Source organism: Rhodococcus sp. DT1 (assembly GCF_049844875.1).
In the GTDB taxonomy this organism is placed as follows: Bacteria; Actinomycetota; Actinomycetes; order Mycobacteriales; family Mycobacteriaceae; genus Rhodococcus.
Genome location: NZ_JBNCLW010000002.1, coordinates 404,488 through 418,972 on the forward strand (window position 1 = coordinate 404,488; position 14,485 = coordinate 418,972).

Below are 14,485 nucleotides of genomic sequence, written 5' to 3' on the forward strand. Positions count from 1 at the left end.
CGCCGGCACCCACCGGAACGTCACGACGGACGCCGGGGTCACACCTCTTGCAGGCGAGGGTAATCCGTATATCCCTCGGCGCCGGGTCCGTAGAAGAGTTCCGGGCGCAAGTCGTTCTCGCGGTGTTCGCCCCGCCACCGTTCGACGAGATCGGGGTTGGCGAGCACCGCGCGACCGACGGCCACCGCGTCGGCATGGGCTTCTTCGATGAGGCGAACGGCTTCCTCACGCGTGGTCGGGGACGCGAAGCCACTGTTGGCGATCACCTTCCCGCCGAAGCGTGCCCGCAACTCCTGCACCAGGTCACCGGCAGGCTCCTGGTGCAGGACCGACAGATACGCCAGGCCGACGGGACGCAACCGGTCGACGAGGGCGCCGTAGACAGCGCGCACATCCTCACGGTCGGTCTCGAGCGCGTCCTGGATGTTGTGTTCGGGGGAGATGCGCAGTCCGACCCGGCCCGCACCGACGGCGTCCGCCACGGCCGTGACCGCCTCGGCGACGAGACGGATCCGGTTCTCCACCGAGCCGCCGTACTCGTCGGTGCGCCGGTTCGAGGCCGGCGACAGGAACTCGTGCAGCAGGTAGCCGTTGGCACTGTGGATCTCCACACCGTCCAGCCCCGCGTCGATCGAGCGCCGGGCTGCGGCGACGATGTCGGCGACCGCAGCGGCCACCTCGTCGGTCGTGAGCGCGTGCGGTACCGGGTACGGCTGCTTGCCCTTGGCGGTGTGCACCTCACCGTCGATCGCGACGGCGCTCGGGGCGACGACGCGCCGTCCGCCGTTCACATCCGGGTGGGTCACTCGTCCGCCGTGCATCAACTGCAGCACGATGCGGCCGCCGCGTCCGTGTACGGCGTCCGCGACCCGGCGCCAGCCCTCGGCCTGCTCGTCGGTGGCGATTCCCGGCTGTCCGACGAACGCCTGCGACTCGAAGTTGACGTAGGTTCCCTCGGCGATGATCAGGCCGACGCCGGCCCGCTGCCGATAGTGCTCGGCGATCAGGTCGCCGGGAATCCCGTCCGGTCCGCCGCGCAGGCGGGTCAGGGGAGCCATGACGATGCGGTTGCCGAGTTGGAGGTCGCCGAGTGTGACTGGTGTGAACAGATCCATTCGTGGCGCAACAGGATCTCCGGGGCCGGGATTCCCGATGTGGTGCCCGCTATGAAAAGTGTCACCGCAGGACCCGAGGTCCCCTCGGTGTCGTCCCGTCGCTCCGTGTGCGCATCCCCGCAGGACAGCGCAGAGACGGCTCCGCCCGGGGGACGCGAGGCGTCCACCGGGCGGAGATGGGCCGGTGATCAGGCCTTGTGCGGCTCCGACGCGCGGAACATGTCCTCGCGTTCGACGACCTTGACGCGCTCACGGCCTTCGGCTTCGCCGAGGCTGCGCTCGTGCGCATCGAGCCGGTACCAGCCCTGCCACGTGGTGTACGGCAGCTGCTTGCCTTCGAGGAACTGCACGACGGCATCCTCGGACGGCTCCTCGGGAGAGTTCAGGCGGCCCGCCGAGCGATCCTCGAGCAGGTTCGCGACCGTCTCGTTCGCGTCGCCCTTCGTGTGGCCGATCAGGCCGACGGGGCCGCGCTTGATCCAGCCGGTGACGTAGGTGTGCGGCATGAACCGCTCCGGGCCCTCGACGGACTCGTCGCCGAGGACGCGACCGGCTTCGTTGGGCACGGTGCCCGCCTGCTCGTCGAACGGCAGCTGAGCGATGTTCTGCGACAGGTAACCGACGGCGCGGTAGACGGCCTGGACGTCCCAATCGCGGTACTTGCCGGTCCCGCGAACGTTGCCGGTGCCGTCGAGTTCGGTGCGCTCGGTACGCAGGCCCACGACCTTGCCGTCCTCCCCGAGGATCTCGTGCGGAGACTCGAAGAAGTGGAGGAACAACTTGTGCGGACGGTTGCCCACGTCGCGGATCGCCCAGTCCTGCAGCGTGTTGGCGACCATGTCGACCTGCTTGGACGCGCGGCGCGCCTGCTCGGAGCCCTGGTCGTAGTCGATGTCCTCCGGGTCCACGATCACTTCGATGGTCGGGGAGTGATCGAGTTCGCGCAGTTCGAGGGGCGTGAACTTGGCCTGGGCCGGACCGCGACGCCCGAAGACGTGCACCTCGACGGCCTTGTTGTTCTTGAGGCCCTCGTAGACGTTCGGCGGGATCTCGGTCGGCAGCAGTTCGTCGCCCGTCTTGGCGAGCACACGCGCAACGTCGAGCGCGACGTTTCCGACGCCGAGGACGGCGACCTTCTCGGCCTCGAGCGGCCACTCGCGCGGCACGTCCGGGTGGCCGTCGTACCAGGACACGAAGTCGGCGGCGCCGTAACTGCCGTCGAGGTCGATGCCGGGGATGTTCAGCGCGCGGTCGGCGTTGGCACCGGTCGAGAAGATCACCGCGTCGTAGAAGCGGTTCAGGTCGTCGAGCGTGAAGTCGGTCCCGTAGTCGAGGTTGCCGAGAAGCCGGATGTTCGGCTTGTCGAGCACCTTGTGCAGGGCCGTGACGATGCCCTTGATGCGCGGGTGGTCCGGCGCGACTCCGTAGCGGATCAGACCGAACGGTGCAGGCATCCGTTCGAACAGGTCGATGCTGACTCCCGGATCCTGCGCGGTGTCGGACTTCATGAGCGCATCGGCGGCGTAGATACCGGCGGGACCGGCACCGACGATCGCGACGCGAAGGGGACGAGTCTGATCGGTCATCAGGGGATCAACTACCTCTTCGGTGAGCGGACGGACATACCCAGCTTAAATTAAGGCTGCCCTCAGCGGGCGGGGCGCAGGGCGCGGGGAAGGACGGTGTGAGAAGAATGAGAGAACCGTCGAGAGAATCGCTTCAGCGACAACACATGTGGGCACTCATGCGACACAGGTCGACGGCGAGGCGTCGAACGAGCTGAGTAGTGGCCACGTCACAATTCCTACCTCGAGAGGGTTTATTCGGCAAATGCGCCGTGACCGGCTCCGACCTGGTCGGGGATAGGATCGCCCATATGGCACAGCGTCAAGCACCCGATCCCGATCCCTCGGCCGACGAACCCGCCAGCGGTACACCCTGGCCGTTCATGGGGGCACTGCTGGTTGTCGTGCTGCTCATTCTGGCCGTGATGGGTGCGCAACTGCTCTCGCCCGCGCAGGACGAGCTGAGCGTGGACGAACGGATCAATCGCACTGTGGCGGACTACGTCAGGGCTCACAACGAGAACGACCGGGACATTCTCGCGCGTCTGCGCTGTGAAGAGCTGCCGGAGGCGGAGGCGCCGCTCTCCGACGTCGAGGGCACTGTGGAGTTGCAGGCGACCCAGGACGTCGCCGTGGAAGGTGACCGCGCGACGGTCGACGTCCGCGCGACCGTCGACGGTGAGTCCCGGATCGAGACCTGGCAGGTCGTCCAGGTCGACTCGGTGTGGCGGGTCTGCGAGTTCTGACAGCCTCCCGCTTGCGCGCCACGCCGTGACCTGTGAAAACATGTCGTGGTGAGCTACGCAGGTGATATAACGCCGCAGGAAGCTTGGGAGCTCCTGCGGGAAAACCCGGATGCCGTGCTCGTCGATGTTCGTACCGACGCCGAGTGGAAGTACGTCGGGGTCCCCGAGACCTCGCCCATCGGCCGCCGAACCGTCTTCGTCGAATGGGTTCGCTATCCCGACGGTGCCCCGAACCGAACGTTCGTGGACGACCTGGCGAAAGCCGGCGTCTCCGGCGGTCCGGTGATATTCCTGTGTCGCTCGGGGCAACGCTCGATAGGTGCCGCCGAGGCGGCTACCGCGGCGGGCGTGACCCCCGCGTACAACATCCTCGACGGATTCGAGGGAGCGCTCGACGCCGACGGGCATCGCGGAGCTCAGGGCTGGCGGGCAGTGGGCCTGCCGTGGAGGCAATCGTGAGCTCCATCCCCAAGGGCGGCGCATTCGAGCGCCGGCTTCCCGACAACGTGCGTCCTGCCACGCTGGGCGTGCGGGGTGGCACCCTGCGTTCGGGGTTCGAGGAGACGTCCGAGGCGCTCTACCTCAACTCCGGATTCGTGTACGAATCGGCGGAGGCCGCCGAAGCGGCGTTCACCGGCGAGGTCGACCACTTCGTGTACTCGCGGTACGGCAATCCGACCGTGAAGATGTTCGAGGAGCGGCTACGACTGCTCGACGGTGCCGAAGGCGCCTACGCCACGGCGTCGGGCATGTCCGCCGTCTTCACCGCACTCGCGGCTCTTCTGGGCAAGGGGGATCGGCTCGTCGCCGCCCGCAGCCTTTTCGGATCCTGCTTCGTCGTGTGCAACGAGATCCTGCCCCGATGGGGTGTGGAGACGGTGTTCGTCGACGGCGAAGACCTCGATCAATGGGAACAGGCATTGTCCGTCCCCACGACCGCGGTGTTCTTCGAGACTCCCTCGAACCCGATGCAGACCCTCGTCGACGTGCGGGCCGTCTCCGAGATGGCGCACGCTGCCGGGGCAAAAGTGGTGCTGGACAACGTATTCGCCACTCCTCTCCTGCAACGCAGCATCGATCTCGGTGCCGACATCGTGGTCTACTCGGGCACCAAGCACATCGACGGCCAGGGCAGAGTGCTCGGCGGTGCCATCCTCGGACCCGCGGACTACATCGACGGACCCGTGCAGAAGCTCATTCGTCACACCGGTCCGGCGCTGAGCCCGTTCAATGCGTGGACGCTGCTCAAAGGCCTGGAAACGATGCCGGTCCGGGTGCGCGCCGCGGTCGATTCGGCGCTGCGCCTGGGCCAGTTCCTCGAGACGCAGGACAAGGTGCGCTGGGTCAAGTACCCGTACCTGGAGTCGCATCCGCAGCACGACCTCGCGCGGTCGCAGATGAGTGGCGGTGGCACGATCCTCACGTTCGAGCTCGACGCTCCCGAGGGCGAAGGCAAGAAGCGCGCGTTCGAGCTGCTCAACAAGCTGCGCATCGTGGACATCTCGAACAACCTCGGCGATTCCAAGTCCCTCATCACCCACCCCGCGACCACCACCCACCGGGCGATGGGCCCGGAGGGGCGCGCCGCGATCGGCCTGTCCGACGGGGTCGTGCGCCTCTCGGTGGGACTCGAAGACCCCGAGGATCTGCTCGAAGACCTCGAGCAGGCGCTCTCCTGACCCGAGAGCACTCTTCCGGCCCGGAAACGCTGTGGGTTACGCTGCGGGTGCTCTGCCAGTCGGGCAGGGCACCCGCAGCGTTACGGTGAAGCCGGTGAAAATCCGGCGCTGTCCCCGCAACTGTGAACTCCGGCGATCGTGCCGGGGAAGCCAGGTCAGCCGGCGCAGCGGGCACGTACTGGTCCTCGGACGAAGGACGGTCTCGTGCCGCAACTGACGATGTTGCAGCCGTACTGTTTTCGTCCTCCGAGTTACGGAGGATGGCTGTGCCCCTCGTATCCCACCGGCTGCTCGCTGCCGGAATCACCGCGTGCGCTCTGCTGGCCACGGCGTGCGGCGCCGACGACGCCGCCAACCATGACAACCACGACACCGCCGGAGCCGGAAGTCCCCAGGCGATCGTGTCCCTGAGTCCCGTCAGTACCGAAATGCTGTACGCCGTCGGCGCCGGCGACCAGGTGATCGCCGTCGACGACCAATCCGACCATCCGGCCGGCGTACCGGTCACCGATCTGTCCGGGTACACCCCGAACGTCGAGGCGATCCTCGGTTACGAACCCGATCTGGTGGTCGCCAACGCGGACACCGCGGATCTCGTCGCCGGACTCGAGCAGGCCGGCGTCGAGACCCTGATTCTGCCCGCGGCGCTCACCCTCGACGACACCTACGCCCAGCTCGAGCAGGTCGGTGCGGCCACCGGGCACGTCGCAGACGCGGCCGAACTGGTCGCGCAGATGAGGAGCGAGGTCGACGAGATCCTCGCCGGACTGCCCGAACGTCAAGTCCCGCTTCGCTATTACCACGAACTCGACAACACCTACTACTCCGTCACGGACGACACCTACATCGGCGAGATCTTTTCCATGCTCGGTCTCACCTCGATCGCGACCGGCGGCAACGGGTATCCGCAACTGTCGGCCGAGTTCATCCTCGAAGAGAACCCCGACATCGTCTTCCTCGCCGACGGCCAGTGCTGCGGCGTCACGCCCGAGAATGTGGCGGAGCGAGCAGGATGGGGCGAGCTCACGGCGGTCCGTGACGGGCACGTCTACGTCCTCGACGAGGACATCGCCAGCCGCTGGGGGCCGCGCGTCGTGGACTTGATGCGGGACGTCGCCCGGATCGTCACCGGGATCCCCTCGGCCCAGCCCGCGTCTTGATCACGACCCCGCGTCGTCGCGCCCTCGTGCTGGGTGGCGCGGCGGTCGTTCTCCTCGCCGCCATGCTGGTGAGCATCCTCGTCGGTCCGGCGGGACTCACGCCACAGGCGGTCCTTCTCGACATCGCCGACCGGTTGCCGTTCGTCGACGTCGATTCCGGGCTCTCGACGCGGCAACAGGCGATCCTCTGGAACATCCGCATGCCGCGCGTGGTGCTGGGGGTTCTCGTCGGAGCCATGCTCGCCGTCGCCGGAGCGGCGTACCAGGGCGTCTTCCGCAATCCCCTGGCCGACCCCTACCTGCTCGGGGTGTCGAGCGGGGCGGGCCTCGGCGCGACACTCGCGATCGTGGTCGGAGGCGCCGCAGGGTTTGCCGGGGTTCCGATCGCAGCGTTCGCCGGCGGCCTGCTGGCGGTCGGTGCGACGTATGCCCTCGGCCGCTCGGTCGGCGGGGTGCGTTCCGAAGTCGTCATCATCCTCGCGGGCGTGGCGGTCGCGGCGTTCGCGAATGCCATCCAGACGTTCTTCATGCAACTGCACGACGACACCTTGCGTCAGGTGTACTCCTGGATGCTCGGGCGGTTGTCCACCGACGGGTGGTCCGATGTCGTCGTCGTCCTGCCGTACGTGGTGGTCGCGGTCGCCGTCATCGCGCTGCACCGGCGCACCCTCGACGTCATGGCGGTCGGCGACGTCGAGGCCGCCAGCCTCGGGATTCATCCGGCTCGTGTCCGGCTGTTGTTGGTCTGCGTGGCGACACTCGGCACCGCCGCCGTGGTGTCGGCGAGCGGACTGATCGGGTTCGTCGGCATCGTGGTGCCGCACGCGGTCCGGTTGCTCGTCGGCCCCGGTCACCGCATGCTGCTGCCGTTGTCATTGATGGTCGGGGCGACGTTCCTCGTCCTCGCCGATGTGCTCGCCCGCAGCGTCATGTCGCCGTCGGAACTGCCCATCGGCGTGGTCACCGCCGCGATCGGTGCGCCGTTCTTCCTCGTCGTACTCAGACGAAGCCGAGGTGCATGATGCCCGCCGATCTCGAATCGCTCGCGTCCACCGCCGTCACGTGCCGCGGTGTCGGGGCTGCACGCGGCGGCGTGGACGTGCTCCACGACGTCGATCTCACCGTGGCGACCGGCGCGTGGGTGTCGCTCGTCGGACCCAACGGGTCCGGTAAGACCACGTTGTTGCACGTTCTCGCGGGACTCGTTCCCTCGACGGGGCACGTGCGGGTGGCGTCCGTGACGCCCGGCCGGGGCGGCCGGCGCGCAACGGCGCGCGCGGTCGCGCTGATGCCCCAGCGCCCCGTGGTTCCCGAGGGTGTCACCGTCGTAGAACTCGTCCGGCTCGGCCGCACACCGCACATCGCACGGTTCGGCTCGGAAACGGGACACGACCGCGCGGTGGTGGACCGGGTCATCGAGCGCCTCGAACTCGAGCCGTTCACACGCCGATTCGCGACGGATCTGTCCGGGGGTGAACTCCAGCGCGTGGTCCTCGCTCGCGCACTGGCACAGGAACCACAGGTGCTGCTGCTCGACGAACCCACCAGCGCGCTCGACATCGGGCACCAACAGCAGGTACTCGAACTCGTGGACTCCATGCGCACCGAAGGCGAGCTGACGGTGATCGCCGCCATGCACGATCTGACCTCGGCGGCGCAGTACGGTGACAGGCTCGTCCTTCTCGACCGCGGCCGGGTCGTCGCCGACGGGCCGCCCGCCGAGGTGCTCACGGTCGACCGGATCGGCCAGGTCTACGGGGCGCGGGTCGAGGTCCTCGACCGTCCGGCCGGCCGCGCCGTTCTCCCGCTTCGTGATCCGTGGAAGGACGCATGATGGACGTACTGCTGCTGGGCACCGGTGCCGCGGACGGCTGGCCGAATCCTTTCTGTGCCTGCGAGTCCTGCACGGATGCCGCACGCCGCGGTGAGATCCGCGGCCAAACGGCCGCGCTCATCGACGACGTGCTCATGCTCGACTGCGGACCCGAAGCTCCCCGCGCCGCAGTACGTTTCGGCAGGACCTTGGCGGGTGTGCGTCACATCCTGCTCACCCACGCGCACACCGACCACCTCGGGCCGCAGGCACTGTTGTTCCGCTCGTGGGTCGATGCGGGTCACGTGCTCGACGTCGTGGGACCGGCGGACGCGGTCGACACGTGCCGGCAGTGGGCGGGCCCGGACGATCCGGTGCGCTTCGTACCGGTCCGGGCGGGCGACGCGCTCACCGTCGGCGGGTATGCGGTGCGGGTCCTTCCCGCACGACATCACGTGTTCCGCGACGGTGATGCGGTGCTCTACGACGTCACCGGTCCGGACGGTTCCCGCATCCTGTGGGCGTGCGACACCGGCCCGCTCCCGGACGGCTGGTTCGACGCGGTGCGCGGTGCGCGGTTCGATGCCGTGTTCCTCGAAGAAACATTCGGTGACCGATCGGAGTTGGGGCAAGGGCACCACGGACTGCCCGAATTCCGGGACACCGTCGCGGCTCTGCGCAGGTGCGATGCCGTGACCGACGCGACGGACGTGGTGGCGGTGCACCTCGGCCACCACAACCCGCCGATCACCGCCCTGCGCGAGCGGTTGCGGGAGTATGGGGCCAGGCCCGGTATCGACGGCGAGGAGGTGCGCGTGGGGGACGCCACCGCGCCGCCGCACCGGACCCTGGTGCTCGGGGGCGTGCGCTCCGGAAAGTCACGGCACGCGGAAGAACTGTTCGCTTCGCACGCCGCCGTCACCTACGTCGCGACCGGCGGGACCCGCGCAGGCGACGAGGAATGGGCGCAACGGGTTGCCCTGCATCGCGAGCGGCGGCCCGAATCGTGGTCGACGGTGGAGACATCCGATGTGAGCGGCGTGCTGCGCGCGGCTACCGATCCGCTGTTGGTCGACTGCCTCGGCACCTGGCTCACCGCACGAATGGATCTGCACGACGTATGGAACGGCGGGGACATGGGGGCGGTCGACGCCGACATCGCCGAACTCCTCGACGCGTGGCGGCGATGCCGGGTGCCGGTGGTCGCCGTGAGCAACGAGGTGGGCAGCGGTGTGGTCCCGGCCAGTGCCTCGGGACGGCTGTTCCGCGACACTCTCGGGCGTCTCAATGCCGCGGTGGCGGCAGTCTCGGACAGTGTCACGCTCGTCGTGGCGGGGATACCGCTGACGTTGCGCTGATCCCCGCGACCAGGCCTCTGCCTCAGGCGAGCAACCGGTACAGGCCGATGAGCCCCACTGCGACGATGACCGCCCGTAACACGGTGGGGGACATACGCCGACCGTACCGGGCACCGAGGTCTCCGCCGATCAGCGAACCCACGGCGATCAATACGACCACCGTCCAGTCGATGCGCTCGAACGCCACGAGAATGTATGCGGTGGCCGCGACGATGTTGACGAGCAGCGAGAGCAGATTCTTTGCGGCGTTCTGCCGTTGGATGTGTTCGGTGAGCAGAGCGCCGAACAAGCCCATCAGCAGAATTCCCTGCGCGGCGGTGAAGTATCCGCCGTAGATGCCGACAGCGAAAGTGCCCGCCACGAGCAGACTCATCCGCACCGGACCGATCCGGGCTTCCGGGTCGGCGTCGGTTCGCCGCAGTACCCACTTCTGGATCTGCGGTTGCAGCACGACGAGGACGAGTGCCAGGACCAGCAGGACCGGAACGACGGTCTCGAACACCGTCTCCGGCAGATGCAGCAGAAGCCACGACCCGATCAGCGCGCCGCTGACCGACGCGGGGATCTGCCATCGCAACGTCGGCCACTGGCCGCGTAACTCGCGCCGATAACCCCACGTTCCCGACACACCGCCCGCGACGAGTCCGATCGCGTTCGACATCGTCGCGGTGACGGGCGGCACGCCGAACGCAACGAGGGTCGGGAAGGTGATGAGGGTTCCGGAGCCGACCAGCGAGTTGATCGCACCGGCGCCGAGTCCGGCGAGGGCAACGAGAAACAACTCCAGCGGCGTCACTGCTCGGAGTCTACGGAGACCCCGGGACAGGGTCGAGGCGGCTTCCGGTCGCTCTAGGTGCCTGCATCCTGGCGCGCACTACGCCGCAAGGCGAGGACGACGACAAGGGGCCATATCGTCTCGGGCGTCAAGCCCACCCGCTCGACCAGCCCGAAATACTGCCCGCCCTGCGCCGAGATCAGGAACGCCACGGTCAGGGCCACGAACACCGCGGTCGCGATCGCCGATCCGCGGACGCTCAATGCGAACGACTGCGGACGGCTGCGAGACCCGACGAACGCGGGGAATGTCGCGATCAGGATCGAGCCGATGACGACACTGACCACGTGCGAGGTGGCAGACCCGTTCGCCGGTTGCGGAAGTGCCGCGAGAGCGATCCCGGAGATCCCCGCGCCGCCGAGGACCAGTCGTGCGGCGGGACGCAAGGCACTCAGTCCGAGCGCAGTGATCACATGGCACGCGCCGAGCACGAACAGCGATGTCGTCATGATCCAGCGTTCGGCTCCACCGTGCCCGGCGAGCGCGCTCAGGCTCTGCCGCACAGCGCTGTACTCCGGGGGTTGTACCGTGCCCGCGACCACCCAGCCCGCGGTCAGTGCAACGGGGGCGAGCACGGCCGAAGCCACTGCCCACCAGGGTGCCCCGCGATACACGCGGCTCGGCCCGGACGCGGTGATCGTTACTCGTTCGACGCTGCCCACGTGCTCCATCGTTGCGCACCAGCGGCTTCCGCGGCGGCGGATTGGAATGTTCCGCGAGGCTTGGAATCAGGTCGATCCGAATGGGTGTGCGCAGCGATCTCATGGTCCACAGTTCATCGCAGTCCACGTGTGTGCCCGATTCTTCTGTTCCGCGCAGTCCCATCCAGAGCGACCGAGAGACCCGGCTCCATGACGTCGCAGCAACCCTCCCGACATCGGGTGCGGGTGCTACCGCCGGGACCGATGGAAGGTAGATCCACCATGACGTCTCCTGCCCGCAGTGGGTCGGCGTGAGCGCGCCGGCCGAGTTCCGCACGACCATCCCGGTCCACGAGCATCTGGACGACTCGAATCTCGTCGTCGCTCCCACCCGTGGATTCCACGAACCTGTTCGGTGATGGGGAGCCGTACGACGTCCGCCCCGCATCGCCTGCGGGGACTTGCCGCATCGCCTCGCAGAACCCGCCCCGCCGAGGAGATCGGCCCACACCCGTTCGAGAGAATCCTGACCCGAAAGGTGGAGTCCGCGTGAGATTCCTGTTGCTGAGCTTGATCACCCACCAACCCGACCCCGCAACCGGAGACCTGCTCGGTCCGGCAGAACGACTTCGCGAGGTGGTGGAGACGGCGGTGCTGGCCGAACAACTCGGGTTCGAAGGCTTCGCGGTCGGGGAACGGCACGAGCACCCGTTTCTGTCGTCGTCGCCGCCGGTCGTGCTCAGCAACATTGCCGCACGCACGTCGACGCTCGAACTGTGGACCGGAGTGACCACGCTGAGTCTGCTCGATCCGGTGCGCGCGTTCGAGGACTACTCGACCCTGGACAATCTGTCCGGCGGCCGTCTGAACCTGATGATCGGCAAGGGCAACGGCACCGCACAAGCGGAACTGTTCCACGTCACCCCCGACGATCAGTGGGACCGCAATCGTGAAGGCTACGAACTGTTCCGGCTGCTGTGGGAGAACGAGACCGTGACATGGGAGGGGCGCTTCCGCCCGCCGCTAGCCGATGCGGTCACCGTCCCCCGCCCGCTGCAACGCCGCCTGACGATCTGGCACGGAAGCGCGACGAGCCGGGAATCGGTCGATCTGGCGGCACGATACGGCGACCCGGTGTTCTCCGCCAACGTGACGAATCCGATCGAGCCCTATGCCGAGCTCATCGACTACTACCGGCAGCGCTGGGCGGAGTACGGGCACGACCCCGCGTCCGCCCGGGTGGGCGCGGGAACGGCGGGGCTGTACGTGACGCGGACGTCGCAGGAGGCGGTCGATCGGTTCCGCCCGTTGTTCGACCAACGGTTGCGACTTGCGCACGCGGCCGGCCAGCCGAGCGTCTTCGACACCGTGGAGGACTTCGTCGAGCGCAGTTCCGCGCTCATCGGCAGCCCGCAGCAGGTGATCGACAAGGTGCTGCGCTATCACGAACGGCTCGGGCACGAGGTCATGCACGTCACCGCAGACCGCGGCGGCCTCACCACCGCAGAGCAACGCGCAAGTCTCGAACTGTTCCAGAGCGAGGTCGCGCCGGCGTTGCGAGCGGCGATCCCCGGCCGGCTCGTCGCCCGGTAGGAGTTTCGATCACGGTGAGCGTAAGCGTGTGCCCACCGCAGCGGGATGCGTAGCGTCTGCGACGACCATCCAGAGCGACCGAGAGACCCGGCTCGATGACGTCGCAGCAACCCCCTGCCCCGCAGGTGAGGGTGCTACCGCCGGGAACGATGGAGGACAGCATGAGGAATCGTCCCTCGGTGCGATCGTGGTCGCGCCGGCACGTCGACCTGTGCCGGCACAGCGGCGCACTCTGTCGCCGTCGCGCGGTCCCCGCTTCGTAAAGGATTCTCCCGCAACACGTCTACTCCGACCCGGCCGCCCCGCACTCGCGCGGCTGCCGGGGTCGTGCCGAGAACATGGAGCCACAGGTGCCACTTTCGTCCATAACCGCTTCCCGTCGGGTCGTCGTCGCCCTCACCGCGTCGGCACTTGCCGTCGGCCTGACCGCGTGCGGGTCCGATTCGTCGGCAGCCACCCCCGCTGGTGGCACCCCACAGCCCGGCGGAACACTGCGGTACGGACTGTCGCAGGCGCCGACCTGCGCAGATCCCGCCCAGGCCGGCACCAACCAGACCATCTACGTCGCACGTCAGATCGTCGACTCACTCACCGATCAGAATCCCGACACCGGTGAGATCGTGCCGTGGCTCGCCGAAAGCTGGGATGCCAACGCCGACGCCACACAGTTCACCTTCAGGCTGAGGGACGGCGTGACCTTCAGCGACGGAACACCTTTCACCGCGAGCTCGGTCAAGAACAATTTCGACGCGATCGTGCACAGTATCGGCGGCGTCAAGGCTCCGAGCGCCGTCGGCTACCTGGCGGGCTATACCGGCACCACCGTCGTCGACGACCACACCGCACAGGTGAACTTCTCCGCGCCGAACGCTCCGTTCCTCCAAGCCACCGCGACACTGCAACTCGGTCTGCTCTCCGACAAGGACGCGGCGAAGAGCGCCGAGGAGCGTTGCGCCGGAGATCTTTCCGCAACCGGGCCTTTCGTGCTCGAGGACTACCAGCAGGACAAGTCCGTGACCCTCGTCAAACGTGCCGGATACTCGTGGGGATCGGATGCCTTCGCGCACGACGGCGAGGCGTATCTCGATCGCATCGAATTCTCGATCGTTCCCGAATCCGGTGTGCGCACAGGTTCTCTCGCGTCGGGACAGCTCGACGCGATCTCGGACGCGCTGCCGCAGGACGCCCCCCAGATCGAGGGTGCCGGTGGAGGCATTCTCACCACGTCGAATCCCGGAATTCCTTTCGGTTTCCAGCCCAACGTCACTCGTGGGGTGCTCACCGATCCCGCGGTCCGCGCCGCGCTCGTCCCGGCGATCAACCGGCAGGAACTCGTCGATACCGTTCTCGGACCCGACTTCAAGCCGGCGACGAGCACACTGGCCTCGGCCACCCCCGGCTACGCCGCGCTCGACGACGTCACCTACGACCCGGAGAACGCGCAACGCATCCTCGACGAGGCCGGATGGGTTCCCGGCGCCGAGGGGATCAGGGTCAAGGACGGACAGCAGCTGAGTTTCCCCGTGCTGTTCAGTCCCGTGTTCGCGGGCAACCAGGCGATCCTCGAACTCATCCAGCAGCAGTTTCGTGCCGTCGGCGTGGACCTGCAACTCGACCTGCAATCCATGCCGGAGCAAACCGCCCGGCAGAACTCGGGTGAGTACGAGTCGTCGTACTACAACAGCACCCGCGCCGACGGTGACATCCTGCGCACGGCCTTCGGGCTCGACGGCCGCAATATCAACCGGCGCGGACCGATCCCGCAGCTCGACGAGGTGCTGACCGCTCAATTGACGACCACCGATCCGGCGGCGCGTGCGGAATTGATCCGGCAGGCACAGCAGCTCGTGCTCGACGACGGTCTGTGGATCCCCACGGTCGAGCTGTCACAGGCGATCGGTGTCGGCCCGAACGTGCAGGATCTCGCGTTCGAGGCGTCGGCGCGACTGCAATTCTTCGACACCTGGCTGAGCGAGTAGA

14 protein-coding genes and 3 riboswitches are annotated in these 14,485 nt (G+C 67.7%); of the genes, 10 read left to right on the forward strand and 4 right to left on the reverse strand.

Translation table 11 applies throughout. The annotated features are described in order from the left end of the window. Positions 1 to 38 precede the first annotated feature (38 nt). Together ACLQ3J_RS06110 and ACLQ3J_RS06115 are read right to left on the reverse strand one after the other, a co-directional pair. Positions 39 to 1,115, reverse strand: coding sequence for an alkene reductase (locus ACLQ3J_RS06110; RefSeq protein ID WP_425902555.1), 1,077 nt, complete (start codon positions 1,113 to 1,115; stop codon positions 39 to 41). 188 nt (positions 1,116 to 1,303) lie between these two features. After that, the gene (locus ACLQ3J_RS06115) at positions 1,304 to 2,701 is read right to left on the reverse strand and encodes an FAD-dependent oxidoreductase (protein ID WP_169651357.1); all 1,398 of its coding nucleotides are present in this window, start codon (positions 2,699 to 2,701) and stop codon (positions 1,304 to 1,306) included. A 290-nt stretch (positions 2,702 to 2,991) separates the two neighbouring features. On the opposite strand from ACLQ3J_RS06115, the gene ACLQ3J_RS06120 reads away from it, so the two are divergent. The 7 genes from ACLQ3J_RS06120 (at position 2,992) to cobU (ending at position 9,436) form a co-directional block, all read left to right on the forward strand. Beyond that, positions 2,992 to 3,426, forward strand: coding sequence for a hypothetical protein (locus ACLQ3J_RS06120; protein WP_169651356.1), 435 nt, complete (start codon positions 2,992 to 2,994; stop codon positions 3,424 to 3,426). A gap of 48 nt (positions 3,427 to 3,474) precedes the next feature. Beyond that, entirely contained in the window at positions 3,475 to 3,885 is a 411-nt protein-coding gene (locus tag ACLQ3J_RS06125; protein ID WP_169619159.1) for a rhodanese-like domain-containing protein, read from the forward strand. After that, the gene (locus tag ACLQ3J_RS06130; protein WP_169619162.1) at positions 3,882 to 5,105 is read left to right on the forward strand and encodes an O-succinylhomoserine sulfhydrylase; all 1,224 of its coding nucleotides are present in this window, start codon (positions 3,882 to 3,884) and stop codon (positions 5,103 to 5,105) included. Before ACLQ3J_RS06125 ends, ACLQ3J_RS06130 begins: the two co-directional genes overlap by 4 nt. 28 nt (positions 5,106 to 5,133) lie before the next feature. Then, positions 5,134 to 5,283: riboswitch (cobalamin riboswitch) on the forward strand. Between the two features lie 88 nt (positions 5,284 to 5,371). Beyond that, positions 5,372 to 6,265 carry an ABC transporter substrate-binding protein gene (locus ACLQ3J_RS06135; protein ID WP_425902558.1) on the forward strand — a complete coding sequence of 298 codons (894 nt, stop codon included), beginning with the start codon at positions 5,372 to 5,374 and terminating at the stop codon, positions 6,263 to 6,265. Positions 6,266 to 6,327: 62 nt separating this feature from the next. Further along, on the forward strand, positions 6,328 to 7,287 hold the full coding sequence (locus ACLQ3J_RS06140; RefSeq protein WP_240951912.1) for a FecCD family ABC transporter permease: 960 nt from the start codon (positions 6,328 to 6,330) through the stop codon (positions 7,285 to 7,287). After that, positions 7,287 to 8,099, forward strand: coding sequence for an ABC transporter ATP-binding protein (locus ACLQ3J_RS06145; RefSeq protein WP_169619166.1), 813 nt, complete (start codon positions 7,287 to 7,289; stop codon positions 8,097 to 8,099). The genes ACLQ3J_RS06140 and ACLQ3J_RS06145 overlap by 1 nt, the downstream gene beginning before the upstream one ends. After that, a complete protein-coding gene (cobU, locus tag ACLQ3J_RS06150) occupies positions 8,099 to 9,436 on the forward strand; it encodes a bifunctional adenosylcobinamide kinase/adenosylcobinamide-phosphate guanylyltransferase (RefSeq protein WP_296550603.1) in 1,338 nt (445 codons plus the stop codon). The genes ACLQ3J_RS06145 and cobU overlap by 1 nt, the downstream gene beginning before the upstream one ends. Before the next feature lie 22 nt (positions 9,437 to 9,458). Here the strand turns inward: cobU and ACLQ3J_RS06155 are convergent, their stop codons facing one another. Both ACLQ3J_RS06155 and ACLQ3J_RS06160 read right to left on the reverse strand, forming a co-directional pair. Beyond that, positions 9,459 to 10,232, reverse strand: coding sequence for a sulfite exporter TauE/SafE family protein (locus tag ACLQ3J_RS06155; RefSeq protein WP_169619168.1), 774 nt, complete (start codon positions 10,230 to 10,232; stop codon positions 9,459 to 9,461). A gap of 53 nt (positions 10,233 to 10,285) precedes the next feature. Beyond that, positions 10,286 to 10,858 carry a DUF998 domain-containing protein gene (locus tag ACLQ3J_RS06160; protein WP_169651353.1) on the reverse strand — a complete coding sequence of 191 codons (573 nt, stop codon included), beginning with the start codon at positions 10,856 to 10,858 and terminating at the stop codon, positions 10,286 to 10,288. A 231-nt stretch (positions 10,859 to 11,089) separates the two neighbouring features. Further along, a riboswitch (SAM riboswitch) is annotated at positions 11,090 to 11,183 on the forward strand. Between the two features lie 278 nt (positions 11,184 to 11,461). Between ACLQ3J_RS06160 and ACLQ3J_RS06165 the strand changes: the two genes are divergently transcribed. The 3 genes from ACLQ3J_RS06165 to ACLQ3J_RS06175 all read left to right on the forward strand — a co-directional run bounded on the left by ACLQ3J_RS06165 (position 11,462) and on the right by ACLQ3J_RS06175 (position 14,484). Continuing rightward, on the forward strand, positions 11,462 to 12,505 hold the full coding sequence (locus tag ACLQ3J_RS06165; protein ID WP_425902561.1) for an LLM class flavin-dependent oxidoreductase: 1,044 nt from the start codon (positions 11,462 to 11,464) through the stop codon (positions 12,503 to 12,505). 62 nt (positions 12,506 to 12,567) lie between these two features. Beyond that, positions 12,568 to 12,661: riboswitch (SAM riboswitch) on the forward strand. Between the two features lie 5 nt (positions 12,662 to 12,666). Further along, positions 12,667 to 12,768: a putative leader peptide gene (locus tag ACLQ3J_RS06170; protein ID WP_425902563.1), complete on the forward strand. Its 102-nt coding sequence runs from the start codon at positions 12,667 to 12,669 to the stop codon at positions 12,766 to 12,768. A gap of 75 nt (positions 12,769 to 12,843) precedes the next feature. After that, on the forward strand, positions 12,844 to 14,484 hold the full coding sequence (locus ACLQ3J_RS06175; protein WP_425902565.1) for an ABC transporter substrate-binding protein: 1,641 nt from the start codon (positions 12,844 to 12,846) through the stop codon (positions 14,482 to 14,484). Position 14,485: the final 1 nt, after the last annotated feature.

What these genes read in the sequence shown, in the direction of transcription:
- cobU (WP_296550603.1), top strand. Translation starts at nt 8,099, where the DNA reads ATGGACGTACTGCTGCTGGGCACCGGTGCCGCGGACGGCTGGCCGAAT.
- ACLQ3J_RS06115 (WP_169651357.1), bottom strand. Translation starts at nt 2,701, where the DNA reads ATGACCGATCAGACTCGTCCCCTTCGCGTCGCGATCGTCGGTGCCGGT.
- ACLQ3J_RS06145 (WP_169619166.1), top strand. Translation starts at nt 7,287, where the DNA reads ATGCCCGCCGATCTCGAATCGCTCGCGTCCACCGCCGTCACGTGCCGC.
- ACLQ3J_RS06140 (WP_240951912.1), top strand. Translation starts at nt 6,328, where the DNA reads ATGCTGGTGAGCATCCTCGTCGGTCCGGCGGGACTCACGCCACAGGCG.
- ACLQ3J_RS06120 (WP_169651356.1), top strand. Translation starts at nt 2,992, where the DNA reads ATGGCACAGCGTCAAGCACCCGATCCCGATCCCTCGGCCGACGAACCC.
- ACLQ3J_RS06175 (WP_425902565.1), top strand. Translation starts at nt 12,844, where the DNA reads ATGGAGCCACAGGTGCCACTTTCGTCCATAACCGCTTCCCGTCGGGTC.
- ACLQ3J_RS06170 (WP_425902563.1), top strand. Translation starts at nt 12,667, where the DNA reads ATGAGGAATCGTCCCTCGGTGCGATCGTGGTCGCGCCGGCACGTCGAC.
- ACLQ3J_RS06110 (WP_425902555.1), bottom strand. Translation starts at nt 1,115, where the DNA reads ATGGATCTGTTCACACCAGTCACACTCGGCGACCTCCAACTCGGCAAC.